Origin of the sequence: Streptomyces sp. ISL-99, from assembly GCF_018614005.1 — a bacterium.
Lineage (GTDB): Bacteria > Actinomycetota > Actinomycetes > Streptomycetales > Streptomycetaceae > Streptomyces > Streptomyces flavidovirens.
In genome coordinates this window covers 1-13,796 of the sequence record NZ_JAGGPC010000003.1, presented here as the reverse complement: position 1 = coordinate 13,796, position 13,796 = coordinate 1, and the positions used below count along the sequence as shown (strand labels likewise).

Here is a 13,796-nt window from a genome sequence, read left to right as displayed (position 1 = left end):
ATCCCTTCAGACATCTGTATGAGATACGGGACACGGATGCGTGACAGGTGTCGATGGCTCGCCGTGCGAGCGATCCTTAGATTTCACGGTGGTTATCCGTGCCGTGCCGATTTTCCCTGGTCGCGGCCCCCTTCAAGCCTTTTCCGTGGAGGTGCCCCGTGCTGGGTCCCGTGATCCTCGCCGCTTCGCGCAGCGACAGAATGCGCCGCTTCGTGTCGGCTGCGCCGGGCACCAAACAGGTCGTCGGCCGGTTCATCGCCGGTGAGACGGTCGAGCAGGTCATCCCGATCGTCCAGGACGCCGCCGGCAAGGGGCTGGAAGTAACCCTGGACGTCGTGGGCGAGGACATCACCACCCGCGAGCAGGCCTTCGCCGCGCGTGACGCGTACCTGGACCTGGTCGAGCACCTCAAGGGCCTGGGCCTGGGCGAGCGGGCCGAGATGTCGGTGAAGCTGTCGATGTTCGGCCAGGCGCTGGAGGGCGGCCACGAGCTGGCGCTCGCCAACGTCCGGCCGGTCGTCGAGGCCGCTGCCGCGATCGGCACCACGGTCACGCTGGACGCCGAGGACCACACCACGCTCGACTCGATGTTCGCCATCCACGAGGAACTGCGGAAGGACTTCCCGCAGACCGGCTGTGTGATCCAGGCGTACCTGTTCCGCACCGAGGACGACGCGCGCCGTCTGTCCGGGGCCGGCAGCCGTGTCCGTATCGTCAAGGGCGCCTACAAGGAGCCCGCCGGCGTCGCGTTCCAGGACAAGGCCGAGATCGACAAGGCGTACGTCCGGAGCCTCAAGATCCTGATGGCGGGGGACGGCTACCCGATGATCGGGTCCCACGACCCGCGACTGATTGCCATCAGCCAGGAGCTCGCCCGGCGCGCAGGGCGCAAACTGGATGAGTACGAATTCCAGATGCTGTACGGGATCCGCAGCGAAGAGCACGTGCGGCTCGCGGCAGAGGGCCACCGGATGCGTGTGTACACCGCGTACGGCACCGACTGGTACGGCTACTTCATGCGACGCCTCGCGGAGAAGCCGGCCAACCTGCTGTTCTTCGTCCGCTCGATGATCACCAAGAACTGACTCACCCCTCACGAAGACGAAGGAGTCACGAACTCATGGACGCTGTGACCCAGGTCCCCGCGCCGGTCAACGAGCCGGTGCACACCTACGCGCCCGGTTCGCCGGAGCGTGAGCGCCTCGAAGCCAAGCTCAAGGAGCTGGCCGAGAACCCCCGCGACCTCCCGATGACGATCAACGGCGAGAAGCGGATGGGCGGTGGCGAGCGTTTCGACGTCGTACAGCCGCACAACCACCGGGCCGTACTCGGCACCGCCGCCCACGCGACCAAGCAGGACGCGCAGGACGCGATCGACGCCGCACTGGCCGCCGCTCCGGCCTGGCGCGCCATGTCCTTCGACGACCGCGCGGCGATCATCCTGCGCGCCGCCGAGCTGCTGTCGGGCCCGTGGCGCGAGACGCTCGCCGCCTCGACCATGCTCGGCCAGTCGAAGACCGTCCAGCAGGCCGAGATCGACACCCCGTGCGAACTCGTCGACTTCTGGCGCTTCAACGTCAAGTACGCCCGTGACCTGCTCGCCGAGCAGCCGCCGGCGAACTCCCCGGGCGTGTGGAACCGGCTGGACCACCGTCCGCTGGAGGGCTTCGTCTACGCGATCACGCCCTTCAACTTCACGGCCATCGCGGGCAACCTGCCGACCGCTCCCGCCCTGATGGGCAACGTCGTGGTCTGGAAGCCGTCCCCGACGCAGACGCACGCCGCCGTGCTGCTGATGCAGCTGCTCGAGGAGGCCGGTCTGCCCAAGGGCGTCATCAACCTGGTCACCGGTGACGGCATCGAGGTCTCCGAGGTCGCCCTCAACCACCGCGACCTGGCCGGAATCCACTTCACCGGCTCGACCAAGACCTTCCAGTACCTGTGGAAGACGGTCGGCAACAACATCGAGAAGTACCGCACGTACCCGCGTCTCGTCGGCGAGACGGGCGGCAAGGACTTCGTCGTCGCGCACCCGAGCGCCGACCGCGCCGTCCTGAAGACCGCGCTGACCCGTGGCTCCTTCGAGTTCCAGGGCCAGAAGTGCTCGGCGTCCTCGCGTGCGTACGTCCCGGCCTCGATCTGGAACGACGGCTTCAAGGAGGAGTTCGCGGCGGAGGTCGACGCCATCGCCATGGGCGACGTCACCGACCTGTCGAACTTCATCGGCGCCGTCATCGACGAGCGTTCCTTCGCCAAGAACAAGGCCGCGATCGACCGCGCCGCCGCCGACCCGACGTGCACGATCGTCGCGGGCGGTACGTACGACGACTCGGTCGGCTACTTCGTCCGCCCGACGGTCATCGCGTGCACGGACCCTTCGAGCGAGGTCTTCACGACCGAGTACTTCGGCCCGATCCTCGCCGTCCACGTCTACGAGGACGAGAAGTACGACGCCATGCTGGAGCAGATGGAGTCGGCGTCCGACTACGCCCTGACCGGCGCCGTCATCTCCCGTGACCGCGCGGCGGCGGCGTACACGATGGACAAGCTGCGCTACGCCGCGGGCAACTTCTACATCAACGACAAGTCGACCGGCGCCGTCGTCGGCCAGCAGCCCTTCGGCGGCGGCCGCGCTTCGGGTACGAACGACAAGGCCGGCGCCCCCCAGAACCTCCAGCGCTGGACCCTGACCCGGGCCATCAAGGAGACCCTGGTCCCGCCGACCGACTACACCTACCCGCACCAGGGCTGACAGCACCGCGGCGCGCGGCCTCCGGTCGCGCGCCCCGCGAGACCCCGCCCCCGTCCCGGCCCCCACGCCGGACGGGGGCGGTTTGGTGTGCCGCCCCGGAGGTCAGATCTTGCGCCAGCGGGCCATCGCGAACGAGAAGAGGCCGAACATGGCCAGGCCAACGGCTATCAGGACCAGCAGCCACGGGCCCGCCGGCGTGTCGGCGAACGAGCGGAGGGTGTCGTCGATGCCCTTCGCCTTGTCCGGTTCGTAGTCGACCGCGGCCTTGACCGCGAAGCCGCCGAGGACGGCGAAGACGGCGCCGCGCGCGACACCGCCCGCCACGCCGGTGACGTCGACGGCCTGGCGGGTACGGCCGTGCAGCGCGCTCATCTTGAGGTGTTTGTGGTACTTGCGCAGGGCGGCGCGGCTCGCGATCCACAGGCCGGTGACCGCGATGGCCAGGCCGCCGATGCCTACGATCCACTGGCCGCCGGGGAGTTCCATGGCCCTGGCCGTCACGTCCTCCGACTGCTTGTCGCTCGATCCGCTGCCGCTGCCGCCCGTGCCCGCGGCGAACGACAGCACGCTGTACGCCACGAAGCCGTAGAAGAGAAAACGCGCCAGGGAGAACAGGCGCTTGCGGGGCTTGTCGCCGTCGGGTCCGGCCGCGCCGAAGAAGGCTTCGGAAAGCCGCCACAGCGCCATGCCCACCAAGGCGATGCCCAGGGCCCAGAGCAGGAACGAACCGAGCGGCTGCGCGGCCACCTCCGTGAGCGCGCCCCCGCGGTCCGCCTCCTGGCCGCCGTCGCCGAACGCGATGCGCAGCGCCAGTCCGCCGACCAGCAGGTAGAGCACCCCGCGTGCCACGAATCCCCAGCGCGCGGCGGCCTCCATGGCCGAGCTGTTCGAAGCCTGCCGTGCCCTGAGTTTGCCTCTTCTGCCGAGTGCCGCTGTGCCCATGTTCTCGCCTCCTTCGTCTGAGAGCGTGTGCCCCGAAGCGGGCGCCGGAACCGGTGCGGGCATGTGACGTGGCGTCGACGCGCCCTTGTGGATTGGCAATGGGCATGTCAAATTCCTCGGCGATGTCTCTGTTCCCCACGGAGACCTGACCGAGGAGACCCCCCCATGAGACGCATGCTCCGTGCGCGCACATCCCTGACCGCCTTGATAGCCGTCGGCGCGCTCGGCCTCGGCGCGGCCCCCGCCGGCGCCGGGACCACCGCCGAAGCCGCCGCCGCGGGCCCGGCGACGTACCGCCTCGACTCCGAGCTCGCCCAGCGCCTCGGCGACGACACCGCCGGCAGCTACATCGACCGCCGCACCGGCGACCTCACCGTCACCGTCACCAGCGACCGCGCCGCAGAGCAGGTCCGCGCGGCGGGCGCCGTCGCGAAGCGTGTGGAGCGCGGTGCCGCGCGGCTGGAGGCGGCCATGGCGGCGCTGGAGTCCGGAGCGAAGATCACCGGTACGTCGTGGGGCATCGACCCGAGGACCAATCAGGTCAGCGTCGAGGCCGACCGGTCCGTGTCCGCACGGGAGCTGGCCCGGCTGAGGAAGGTCGCGGACGCGCAGGACGGGGCGGTGCGCATCTCGCGCGTACCGGGGACCTTCAAGCGCGAGGTGGCGGGCGGCGACGCGATCTACGGCGGCGGGTACCGCTGCTCGGCCGCGTTCAACGTCTCCAAGGGCACGACGCGTTACTTCGTGACGGCAGGCCACTGCACGAACGACGTCGCCAACTGGTCGGCCACGTCCGGCGGTCCGGTGATCGGCGTCCGGGAGGGAACCAGCTTCCCCACCAACGACTACGGCATCGTCCGTTACACGGACGGCTCGGCGCCCGCGGGCAACGTCAACCTCTACAACGGCAGTTACCAGGACATCGCGTCCGCCGCGAACGCCGTCGTGGGCCAGGCCATCAGGAAGAGCGGCTCCACGACCAAGGTGACCAGCGGCACCGTCACCGCCGTCAACGTCACCGTCAACTACGGCGACGGCCCCGTCTACGGCATGGTCCGCACCACCGCCTGCTCGGCCGGCGGCGACAGCGGCGGCGCGCACTTCGCCGGCAGCGTCGCGCTCGGCATCCACTCGGGCAGCTCCGGCTGTACGGGCACCAATGGCTCCGCCATCCACCAGCCGGTCAAGGAAGCCCTGTCGGTGTACGGCGTGAACGTGTACTGAGCGCGCCGGGCCGCCACCCCTCCGCCGGGGGTGGCGGCCCTGACAGAGTGCGGTGCATGAATCGGATCCGTACCGCACACACCGCCGACCTCGGCCCCGCCACCCTCCACGAGATCCGCGCCCTCCTGGACGCCGCCTTCGGCGGCGACTTCGGTGCGGACGACTGGGACCACACCCTCGGCGGCATACACGCCCTCGTCCACGACGAGCACGGCCGCCTCGCCGCCCACGGCAGCGTCATCCAGCGCCGGGTCTTACACCGCGGCAGGTCGCTGCGCACCGGTTACGTCGAAGGGGTGGCCGTAAGGGAGGACCGCCGCAGGGAGGGGCTCGGCGGCCTGGTGATGGAGGCGCTGGAGCGGGTGATCGACCGGGCGTACGTCCTCGGGGCGCTCTCGGCGTCCGACGACGGAGCGGCGCTCTACTCGGGGCGTGGGTGGGTGGTGTGGCCCGGACGGATCGCCGCGCTCGGCCCCTCCGGCACCGTCCGCCTGCCCGACGACGAGGGGACGACGTATCTGCGCCCCGTGGAGGGGCTCCCCGACGCCTCCGACACCCTGTTCTTCGACTGGCGCGGCGGCGACGTGCTCTAGCGGCCCCGGCGCACGCCCCTGCGCCGGTGATGACGACGAACGGCCACGCGCTCGCGGAGGCGTGGCCATGATCGCGTCTCAGATAGTAGGAAGTCCGAGTAATTGTGGAGACAGACAGTCCGGCCTCGCTTAGCGTGATAGAGCCGAACGTCTCGCTCCATCAGCGAACGGCGGTCGTGAGCCCGTGCCCCATGCAGGTAACCCCTGCGGCACCTGCTCCCCGCCCATTCCGGCGCCCTGAAATCATTCTGATCTCAAGGAGTCGATCACCATGGCCGAGACCGCCGTCCGCCGCGTCCGCCACACCCCACGCTCGAACGACACCGACCGCAAGCAGGCCGCCGCAGCCCTCCAGCGTGCGCTGGACCGCCGCGACAACGGCGGCGCGACCGGCCACTGATCCGCGGGCCGCGCCCCCTCGCCGCTGCCTAACGGCTGCGCCGGATCTCGAAGTAGTCGACGCGCTCGCCCGATCCGGCGAGCGCGGAGACCTTCAGGCTCGGCGACGTACCGGCCTCGGCCTCCACCGCGAGGAACGAGAAGCCGGTGTACCGCACCCGTGACCACTCCACCGTGTCGGGGTCCGGCAGCCGCAGCTTCGTCCAGTGGAAGCTGACGATGTGGTCGTGGTCGTGGACGTTGCCCTCGTAGCTGTCCTTCACGCCGGGCCCGAACCCGTACAGGTCCTTGCCCGCGCCGCCCGCCGTGACGTACACGATCCCGTCCCGCGTCGGATCGGTCGAGGCACCGACGGGGACCGGCTTGCCGACCTCGCCGCCCTTGATGGCATCCGTGCGCTCGTACACGTGGTTGTGCCCGTTGATCACCAGGTCGACCTGGTGCTTGGTGAAGAGCGCGAGCCACGCGTCGCGCACGCCCCCGTCCGAGGCGTGCGTGGACGTCGAGTACACGCAGTGGTGGAAGAAGACCACGATGAAGTCGATGCCGGCCTGCCGCCGCAGCTCGCCCAGCCGCTTGTCTAGCCAGGCGCTCTGCGCGCCGTCCGTGTAGCCCTTGTTGGCGGGTATCTCGTGCGACACGTCGTTCGCGTCCAGCGCCACGACGCCGACATTGCCGTACGTGAAGGAGTAGATGCCGGGGGCGTTCTTCGCGTCGGGGCCGTTTTCCGGCAGCGACCAGCGGGCGGACTGGCCGCCGTAGCCGTTGGGGGAGTACCAGGCCTCCATGTCGTGGTTGCCGGTCGTCACCATCCACGGCACGCGCGACGCCACACTCTCGGTCTGCGCCAGGAACTGGTCCCACACGCGCGCGTCGTACGTGTCCGACTCCTTGCCCTGTCCGCTGCTGTCCGCGTAGCAGATGTCGCCCGCGTGCAGGTGGAAGGACGGGTTCTGACCGAGGATCAACTGGTCGTTGGCGAGGGCGTCGTAGCTGACCCCCTGGTCGCCGAAGGCCGTGAAGACGAACGTCTCCGGCCGCTCGGGCGCCGTACGGAACGAGCCGATCGTCGACAGGCGCGAGGCGTCGGCCGGGTCGAATCCGTCGTGTCCGACGCCGTAGTAGTACGTCGTCCCGGGCTTCAGCTCGTCGAGCCCCACGTGCAGGTAGAACTGGTCGACCGCGGGCAGCTTCCGCGACAGCGACGGCGTGTGCAGAGCCCGCACCTCCGCCTCGATCTTCCGGCTCAGCTCCCACGGCTTCAGCCCCACCCGCACGTACGGCCCCTTCACGGCGAAAGGCACCTGCCACGAGATCCGCATCTGCGTCTTCGGGTCGGTGCCGAAGGCGAGATGGCGGCCGAACGGCGCCACCAGCGAGCCGTCCACCCGCGCGGTGACCGAGGAGGGCAGCAGGGCGGGGAAGCCGGCGTACGCCGGGCTCGCGCCGCCGAGCAGGGCTGCGCCGCCCACGGTGGCGGCGGACGACGCGATCACGCGCCTACGGGAGAGTTTCGTACGCAGATACTCGTGCTGCTCCGGCATGGTCATGCGGCGCGCGATCTGCTCGGGGATACCGGTGCGGGGGGTGTCGGCCATGGGAAAAACTTCCCAGTAACAACCAACTATGGCCAGTACTAAGGGTGAACAGAGTCTGTCGAGATTTTGAGTCCGAATGGCGGACGGTCGGTGTCAGGGGATGGGACGCGGGAGTAGGGTGCCGACATGTCTCGCAGCCTCAATCTCGCAGTGATCCCTGGTGACGGTATCGGCCAGGAGGTCGTGGCCCAAGGGCTCAAGGTCCTCAACGCCGTCCTCCCCCAGGACGTGAAGCTGCAGACCAAGGAGTACGACCTCGGCGCCCAGCGCTGGCACCGCACCGGAGAGACCCTCCCGGACGCGGAGCTCGACTCCCTCAAGCAGCACGACGCCATCCTGCTCGGCGCGATCGGCGACCCGTCCGTGCCGTCCGGCGTCCTGGAGCGGGGCCTGCTCCTCAAGCTCCGCTTCGCCTTCGACCACTTCATCAACCTGCGCCCGTCGAAGCTGTTCCCGGGCACCGCGACGCCGCTGGCCGGCCGCCCCGAGATCGACTTCATCGTCGTCCGCGAGGGCACCGAAGGCCCGTACACCGGCAATGGCGGCTCCATCCGCACCGGTACGGAGCACGAGGTCGCGACCGAGGTCAGCCTGAACACGGCGTACGGCGTCGAGCGTGTCGTCCGCGACGCGTACGAGCGGGCGGGCGCCCGCCCGCGCAAGAAGCTGACGCTGGTCCACAAGAACAACGTCCTCGTGTACGCCGGCCACATGTGGAAGAACATCTTCGACAAGGTCGGCCAGGAGTACCCCGAGGTCACCACCGACTACCTGCACGTCGACGCCGCGACGATCTTCTTCGTCACCCAGCCGGAGCGCTTCGACGTCATCGTCACCGACAACCTCTTCGGCGACATCCTCACCGACCTCGCCGCCGCCGTGACCGGCGGTATCGGCCTGGCGGCCTCCGGCAACATCAACCCGACGGGTGCCTTCCCGTCCATGTTCGAGCCCGTCCACGGCTCCGCGCCCGACATCGCGGGCCAGGGCAAGGCCGACCCGACGGCCACGATCCTCTCCGTCGCCCTCCTCCTGCGGCACCTCGGCTACGAGGCCGAGGCCGGCCGTATCGAGGCGGCCGTCTCCGCCGACCTCGCGGAGCGCGACGGCAGCACGGTCCGTACGACGGACGAGATCGGCGACGCGCTCGCGGTACGCGTAGCGGGCTGACCCGACGGACTCCTCCCACAGCCGCCGGGTCACAGACACCCGGCGGCTGTGCTTTGCCGCGGCCGGGTGGGACCATCAATCCTGGGCCGCACTACACGCCGTTTCATGCACGCACTCCCACAGGCGATAATCGAACGTGGGGCCGCGGTATGAGGGGAAGCTCGGACGTCCTGCTAGGCGTGAGCGCGGTCCACCACACACAACCGGTGAAGGACACGCACTCATGACGACGCCCACGATCGAGCTCAAGCCCTCCTCGCACCCGCTGTCCGACGCGGAGCGCGAGGCGATCCTGGCCAACCCCGGATTCGGCCGCCACTTCACCGACCACATGGTGACCATCCGGTGGACCGAAGGCCGTGGCTGGCACGACGCGCAGCTCGTGCCGTACGCGCCGCTGTCGATCGACCCGGCCAACATGACCCTGCACTACGCGCAGGAGATCTTCGAGGGCCTGAAGGCCTTCCGCCGACCCGACGGCTCGGTCACCACCTTCCGCCCCGACGCGAACGCCAGGCGCTTCCAGGTCTCCGCGCGCCGGCTCGCGATGCCGGAGCTTCCGGTCGAGACGTTCATCGCGGCGTGCGACGCGCTGGTCCAGCAGGACAAGGCATGGGTTCCGGCGCACGGCGGCGAGGACTCCCTGTACCTGCGCCCGTTCATGATCGCCAACGAGGTCGGGCTCGGTGTGAAGCCGGCCAACGAGTACCTCTTCATCGTCATCGCGTCGCCCGCCGGGGCGTACTTCCCCGGGGGTGTGAAGCCGGTCTCGGTCTGGCTGTCCGAGAACTACGTCCGCGCCGTCCCCGGCGGCATGGGCTTCGCGAAGACCGGCGGCAACTACGCGGCGTCGCTCCTCGCCTTCGCCGAGGCGGCGGAGAAGGGCTGCGACCAGGTGGTCTGGCTGGACGCGCTGGAGCACAAGTGGGTCGAGGAGATGGGCGGCATGAACCTGTACTTCGTGTACGGCGACCGCATCGTCACCCCGGAGCTCACCGGCTCACTCCTCGCCGGCATCACCCGCGACTCGCTGCTCCAGCTGGCCCGTGATCTCGGCTACGAGTCGGCGGAGGGCCGGATCTCCACGGAGGACTGGAAGCGCGACACCGAGAACGGCACCCTCACCGAGGTCTTCGCGTGCGGTACGGCGGCGGCGATCACGCCGGTCGGCTCGGTGAAGTCCGAGGGCGCGGAATGGGTCCAGGGCGACGGGCAGCCGGGCAAGGTCACGATGGAGCTCCGCAAGGCGCTGCTCGCCATCCAGACGGGCACGGCGGAAGACACCCACGGCTGGATCCACGAACTGGCCTGACACCGCCTGTAGTTGTACGCAGGTGGGTATACGCACGTGAGGCCGCGCCCCGGCGAGGTTCGCCGGGGCGCGGCCTCCGCGTTGTTCAGGGGCGTGGGAATGAGGTAACGGCGGGCGCGATACGGGCGTGCCAGGACTCGCCTTCACGGATGAGGCGCGCGCGCAGTTCGTGCGTTCGGGGAGCGCCGGTCTCCCACCAGTGGCGGACAAGGGCGCCGAGGGCTTCGAGTGCCGGGGACTCTGCCTGGTTGGCGATGACGTGGGCGTCGGTGATGACCGCGGCGTGTGCGGCACCGTCCGGGGCCAGGAATCCGATGCCGATGCCAGTGCCTTGGTCAAGGGTCGCTTCGAGCAGGCCGTCGGGGGCGATGGCAATCAGCCAGTTCTTCAGATGGAAGTAGTCGGTGCCTGGTGCTGAGGTCGGCGCGATGCGAGGCGTCTCGGTCAGAGAGGAGAGGAGCGACGCCGCGACGCCCAACTCGTACTCTCCGAGGATAGTGAGCGCGCGTTCCGGCTGCTGCGGGTCGACGGCGCGGCAAGTGGTCTTCAGGGGGAAGGCCGCGATCATGGGCGTGTATCCGCCGTGGTGGATCTCGACTGTGTGTGGCTGGTGGTGATCGTCGACGGTGACGCGGGCGATCGCGTAAGCCCCCGGCAGATCGGCGAGGCGTGCGCCGCAGAGGAGCGTTCCGCCGGGCTTCAGTTGCTGGAGCCAAGCGTCGGGGATGGCCGGCGGGGTGGTGCCGACGAGGATGCGGTCGTACGGGGCGCTGGGCGGGTAACCGAGGAGGCCGTCACCCACGGCGACGGTGACCCGGTGCCCGTGTTCGGCGTAGAGGGCTTCGGCGCGCTTGGCGATGTCGGGCTCGATCTCGATGGCGGTGACGCGCCCTTCTGCTCCGGCCAGTCGGGCAAGGAGCGCGGCGGAGAGGCCGGAGCCGATGCCGATGTCCATGACGTTCGCGCCGGGGTGGACATCGAGCATTCGAAGGTGGCGGTGGGTGACTGCGGCCGGGGTGCAGGGGCGTACGGCCTGCCCGTCGACGCCATGGAACTGCGTGCTCGGCACGGTGCTGATTGCTTGGTCGAGAGCGGGGTGGGTGGGTTCGGGCATCGACTGCTCCTTGCCTCAGATGCGGAGAGTGACGTGGAAGGGGCGGTCCGGGGCGTTCGGCTCTCCGACTGGTCGGCCGCACGCCTCGATCCAGGCGTGCGACTCGCATGGGTCGAAGCGGCAGCCTATGCACCAGTCGACGGACCGGCCGTGCAATGCCGAGTCGAGGAAGGCGGCCAGGGACACCTCCAGGCAGGCGGCGCGGCTGGGAAAGAACCGGCTGGCCCAGTCGCGTGCGGCGACCGTGCTCACGGCCTCTGACACGCTGGCGCGACGTCGGGTGCATCGCTTGGCGACTCGGGCAACGGTGAGGGTGGTGCGTAGCGGGGCGGCTTCGACCAGCATCGTGGCCAAGGCGAGCGTGGCGACGGCCATGAAGCGATCCCGCAGCGGTGGGCGTTCGATTTGCGCGGGTATGGCCATAGGGATGCTCACCGGTGCCACCTCCCGCCGTTGTGGACACGTAGAAGGTGGCGGTCCTGCAGTTGTCGCGCGAGATTCCGCATGTCGGCGCGTACACGCTCGGGGTCGCATCCGAAGTGGGCCGCGACGGCGTCGGCAGCCTCGTCCGCTGTAGCGCCCTCGGCCAGGTGGCGCCACCAGAGTGCGCCGGATCCAGTGAGCGCGTACCACCGGCCCCGGCCTCGTACATCGAGGAGCATGCCGCCGCGTTCGGTGAGCCTCCGCCAACTTGAAGTCGCAGGTCAAAGGGCTGGCGTGACCGGTTCTCGGGATGCTCACGCTGGTCGTGGGCTGCAGTCTGCGAAGTAGACATCACCGCCGCCCGCCACGATCACATCCTGGCCCGCCTGCGCGCCGCCGGTCTTGGCGCCCTCGCGGACCTCGGCTTCCGCGGCCTGGACAACGACGTACGTGACCCCGTGGTCGTCACCGGCTTCACCGCCAGCCGCGCGTACAAGCTCACCCCAGGCCAGAAGACCGCCAACCGAGTCCTCGCCACCGGACGCGCACCGGTCGAACACGGATTCGCCCACCTCAAGAACTGGCGGATCCTCACCAAACTCCGCACCGACCCCGCCCGCGCCACCCACCTTCTGCGCGCCCTGCTCGTCCTGACGAACCTCGAAGTCAACCGCTGACAGATGGTCTACTCCGCAGACTGCCGCCCACGACCAGCGTGAGCACCCCGAGAACCGGTCACGCCAGCCCTTTGACCTGCGACTTCAAGTTGGCGGAGGCTCTGTGGTGCGCAGTGAGGGAACCACCCGCCAGTGCGCACCAGATGCGCTGACCAGCCATGGAAGGTTCACCACCGTCGGCTCTCGAAATGTGAGCCGAACGAGACCGTGCGCCAAGAGGTTTGGTAAGCGAGGCGGTGAGGACGCAGGCGAAGGCTGAAGGCAGACAGCACATCCGCGACTGAGGGGACCGACCGTGAAACTGCTGCGCCGCCTTTTCGCCCGCCGCACCGTCCAGCCCGCTCCCGCGCAGAACCTCCCGCGCTACGCCTGCGACGAGGCACTCGCCTGGACGCCTGCTGCCACGGCTGCTGGCTCGCAGCATCATCAACGACGTCTGGGTCGGCTACCTAGTGGCCACCAGCGGCCACGGCAACCTCGAAGACCTCCTCCTCCCCGACGTCGCCGCTCATTTCGCGGATGGCATGCCGAAGCTCACAGGGGAGGAGCACACGACGGCACAGGCCCCGATCACACAATGATGGGCTCGCTGAGAAGGGCCACAGATGCCCCGTCTGCCTCTCCGGCATGGAACAGAATTGGCAGAACGCGACCGACGCCGAACCAGCCGCAGGCTGATCGCTCATTGCGATGAACTCCACAGATGCTTCACTGCAGCCCCTTGCCTGGTGCGGCCTGCAGGGGCGGCCCTGGCGGCCGCCCCACTCCGAACTGCCGACGCGCGTCGGAAGACCTGAGAAGCCGTTGTCTTTCCGGATGTGACCGCTGAGTTTCCGCTGGTCGGGCACGGTTTCGGTGTCGTCGTGGGAGGGGTTGGACGTTCTGTTCGGCCGCGACGATGCGGAGGTGTCCGGTGGCATCGGTGATGGGGTTGCTTGAGGAGCGGGAAACCGCTGCCCGGGTGCGGGTGGAGGAGCTCCAGGCGGAGGCGGATCGGATCCTGGCTGAACTCGGTGTGGCCGAGGCGGTGTTGGAACGCCGGGCGATTGCGCGTGCGGAGCTGGCCGAGGCCCTGGCCACTGGCGACGATGTGGCAGATCCGCCCCGCCTGGAGGTGAGGGATCCGGCACCTGCGGCCCACGTGGTCAAGGCGCCGTCACCGGGGCGACGGTAGTGCGATGCCGGGAGGGGATGACCGTTCAGGCGCTCGCGCCGGAGTACCGGCGGATCGTTGAGTTGCTTCAGGCCGAACCGGGCGACGGTGAGGGGGTGTCGGCGAAGGAACTGGCGGCCCGGCTGGAGCTGGAGCTGGTGCCGGCGAAGATCGAGGGAGTGCGGTCAAGGGCAAAACGGCTGGTCGAGCGGGAGTGGCTGATGGCGTCGCCGTCGGGCCGGTTCATGCCGCGAGCGTCGTTGGTGCCTGCTGCGGGGAGTTGACCGCCATGCCTGTGGTGGTGCGGGCCAGGCGGCGGGCCATGAGCATGCTCGCCGAGAAGTGGATGAACGCCTCGCTGCTGGCGGGCTGGGTCTCGTAGTCGCGCACCAGGCGGCGCGAGCGCATCAGCCACCCCGTTGGGTCGGCCGCGCGGCGA

Annotated in this window: 15 protein-coding genes and 1 pseudogene; 10 read left to right on the top strand and 6 right to left on the bottom strand. The window is 69.3% G+C overall.

The window, feature by feature from the left end; translation table 11 throughout:
- Nucleotides 1–158 precede the first annotated feature (158 nt).
- The gene (locus tag J7E91_RS01435; protein ID WP_214898390.1) at nucleotides 159–1,085 is read left to right on the top strand and encodes a proline dehydrogenase family protein; all 927 of its coding nucleotides are present in this window, start codon (nucleotides 159–161) and stop codon (nucleotides 1,083–1,085) included.
- Between the two features lie 35 nt (nucleotides 1,086–1,120).
- A complete protein-coding gene (pruA, locus tag J7E91_RS01430; RefSeq protein ID WP_214898388.1) occupies nucleotides 1,121–2,752 on the top strand; it encodes an L-glutamate gamma-semialdehyde dehydrogenase in 1,632 nt (543 codons plus the stop codon).
- Nucleotides 2,753–2,854: 102 nt separating this feature from the next.
- On the opposite strand, the gene J7E91_RS01425 is transcribed toward pruA, so the two are convergent.
- Nucleotides 2,855–3,694: a DUF1206 domain-containing protein gene (locus J7E91_RS01425; RefSeq protein WP_214898386.1), complete on the bottom strand. Its 840-nt coding sequence runs from the start codon at nucleotides 3,692–3,694 to the stop codon at nucleotides 2,855–2,857.
- A gap of 165 nt (nucleotides 3,695–3,859) precedes the next feature.
- Here J7E91_RS01425 and J7E91_RS01420 point away from each other — a divergent pair, with 165 nt between their 5' ends.
- The 3 genes from J7E91_RS01420 to J7E91_RS36645 all read left to right on the top strand — a co-directional run bounded on the left by J7E91_RS01420 (nucleotide 3,860) and on the right by J7E91_RS36645 (nucleotide 5,911).
- Nucleotides 3,860–4,918, top strand: coding sequence for a S1 family peptidase (locus J7E91_RS01420; RefSeq protein ID WP_214898384.1), 1,059 nt, complete (start codon nucleotides 3,860–3,862; stop codon nucleotides 4,916–4,918).
- A gap of 56 nt (nucleotides 4,919–4,974) precedes the next feature.
- A complete protein-coding gene (locus J7E91_RS01415) occupies nucleotides 4,975–5,511 on the top strand; it encodes a GNAT family N-acetyltransferase (protein ID WP_214898382.1) in 537 nt (178 codons plus the stop codon).
- Nucleotides 5,512–5,782: 271 nt separating this feature from the next.
- Entirely contained in the window at nucleotides 5,783–5,911 is a 129-nt protein-coding gene (locus J7E91_RS36645; RefSeq protein WP_106964136.1) for a hypothetical protein, read from the top strand.
- 28 nt (nucleotides 5,912–5,939) lie between these two features.
- Here the strand turns inward: J7E91_RS36645 and J7E91_RS01410 are convergent, their stop codons facing one another.
- Nucleotides 5,940–7,508: a fibronectin type III domain-containing protein gene (locus J7E91_RS01410; protein WP_214898380.1), complete on the bottom strand. Its 1,569-nt coding sequence runs from the start codon at nucleotides 7,506–7,508 to the stop codon at nucleotides 5,940–5,942.
- A gap of 126 nt (nucleotides 7,509–7,634) precedes the next feature.
- Between J7E91_RS01410 and J7E91_RS01405 the strand changes: the two genes are divergently transcribed.
- On the top strand, nucleotides 7,635–8,678 hold the full coding sequence (locus tag J7E91_RS01405; RefSeq protein WP_214898378.1) for a 3-isopropylmalate dehydrogenase: 1,044 nt from the start codon (nucleotides 7,635–7,637) through the stop codon (nucleotides 8,676–8,678).
- A gap of 223 nt (nucleotides 8,679–8,901) precedes the next feature.
- A complete protein-coding gene (locus J7E91_RS01400) occupies nucleotides 8,902–9,990 on the top strand; it encodes a branched-chain amino acid aminotransferase (RefSeq protein ID WP_214898376.1) in 1,089 nt (362 codons plus the stop codon).
- Nucleotides 9,991–10,075: 85 nt separating this feature from the next.
- Here the strand turns inward: J7E91_RS01400 and J7E91_RS01395 are convergent, their stop codons facing one another.
- The 3 genes from J7E91_RS01395 to J7E91_RS37200 are packed head-to-tail and all read right to left on the bottom strand — an operon-like array spanning nucleotide 10,076 to nucleotide 11,766.
- A complete protein-coding gene (locus J7E91_RS01395) occupies nucleotides 10,076–11,104 on the bottom strand; it encodes a protein-L-isoaspartate O-methyltransferase (RefSeq protein WP_214898374.1) in 1,029 nt (342 codons plus the stop codon).
- A gap of 15 nt (nucleotides 11,105–11,119) precedes the next feature.
- Complete coding sequence (locus J7E91_RS01390; protein ID WP_214898372.1) at nucleotides 11,120–11,539, bottom strand: lasso peptide biosynthesis B2 protein; 420 nt, start codon at nucleotides 11,537–11,539, stop codon at nucleotides 11,120–11,122.
- The gene (locus tag J7E91_RS37200; RefSeq protein WP_214898370.1) at nucleotides 11,536–11,766 is read right to left on the bottom strand and encodes a PqqD family protein; all 231 of its coding nucleotides are present in this window, start codon (nucleotides 11,764–11,766) and stop codon (nucleotides 11,536–11,538) included. The genes J7E91_RS01390 and J7E91_RS37200 overlap by 4 nt, the downstream gene beginning before the upstream one ends.
- A 111-nt stretch (nucleotides 11,767–11,877) precedes the next feature.
- On the opposite strand from J7E91_RS37200, the gene J7E91_RS01380 reads away from it, so the two are divergent.
- The 3 genes from J7E91_RS01380 (at nucleotide 11,878) to J7E91_RS01370 (ending at nucleotide 13,641) form a co-directional block, all read left to right on the top strand.
- Complete coding sequence (locus tag J7E91_RS01380) at nucleotides 11,878–12,204, top strand: transposase family protein (protein WP_308375934.1); 327 nt, start codon at nucleotides 11,878–11,880, stop codon at nucleotides 12,202–12,204.
- Between the two features lie 913 nt (nucleotides 12,205–13,117).
- Complete coding sequence (locus J7E91_RS01375) at nucleotides 13,118–13,378, top strand: hypothetical protein (RefSeq protein ID WP_214898368.1); 261 nt, start codon at nucleotides 13,118–13,120, stop codon at nucleotides 13,376–13,378.
- 17 nt (nucleotides 13,379–13,395) lie between these two features.
- Nucleotides 13,396–13,641 carry a hypothetical protein gene (locus tag J7E91_RS01370; RefSeq protein WP_214898366.1) on the top strand — a complete coding sequence of 82 codons (246 nt, stop codon included), beginning with the start codon at nucleotides 13,396–13,398 and terminating at the stop codon, nucleotides 13,639–13,641.
- Here the strand turns inward: J7E91_RS01370 and J7E91_RS01365 are convergent.
- A pseudogene (locus J7E91_RS01365) lies at nucleotides 13,601–13,796 on the bottom strand (hypothetical protein); the annotation flags it as partial. The gene J7E91_RS01370 and the pseudogene J7E91_RS01365 sit on opposite strands and share 41 nt — an antisense overlap.

Bases quoted from the DNA above. Each gene is read 5' to 3' on its own strand.
- pruA (WP_214898388.1), top strand. From the start codon at position 1,121: ATGGACGCTGTGACCCAGGTCCCCGCGCCGGTCAACGAGCCGGTGCAC.
- J7E91_RS01410 (WP_214898380.1), bottom strand. From the start codon at position 7,508: ATGGCCGACACCCCCCGCACCGGTATCCCCGAGCAGATCGCGCGCCGC.
- J7E91_RS01400 (WP_214898376.1), top strand. From the start codon at position 8,902: ATGACGACGCCCACGATCGAGCTCAAGCCCTCCTCGCACCCGCTGTCC.
- J7E91_RS36645 (WP_106964136.1), top strand. From the start codon at position 5,783: ATGGCCGAGACCGCCGTCCGCCGCGTCCGCCACACCCCACGCTCGAAC.
- J7E91_RS01395 (WP_214898374.1), bottom strand. From the start codon at position 11,104: ATGCCCGAACCCACCCACCCCGCTCTCGACCAAGCAATCAGCACCGTG.
- J7E91_RS01370 (WP_214898366.1), top strand. From the start codon at position 13,396: ATGACCGTTCAGGCGCTCGCGCCGGAGTACCGGCGGATCGTTGAGTTG.
- J7E91_RS37200 (WP_214898370.1), bottom strand. From the start codon at position 11,766: ATGCTCCTCGATGTACGAGGCCGGGGCCGGTGGTACGCGCTCACTGGA.
- J7E91_RS01420 (WP_214898384.1), top strand. From the start codon at position 3,860: ATGAGACGCATGCTCCGTGCGCGCACATCCCTGACCGCCTTGATAGCC.
- J7E91_RS01425 (WP_214898386.1), bottom strand. From the start codon at position 3,694: ATGGGCACAGCGGCACTCGGCAGAAGAGGCAAACTCAGGGCACGGCAG.
- J7E91_RS01405 (WP_214898378.1), top strand. From the start codon at position 7,635: ATGTCTCGCAGCCTCAATCTCGCAGTGATCCCTGGTGACGGTATCGGC.
- J7E91_RS01415 (WP_214898382.1), top strand. From the start codon at position 4,975: ATGAATCGGATCCGTACCGCACACACCGCCGACCTCGGCCCCGCCACC.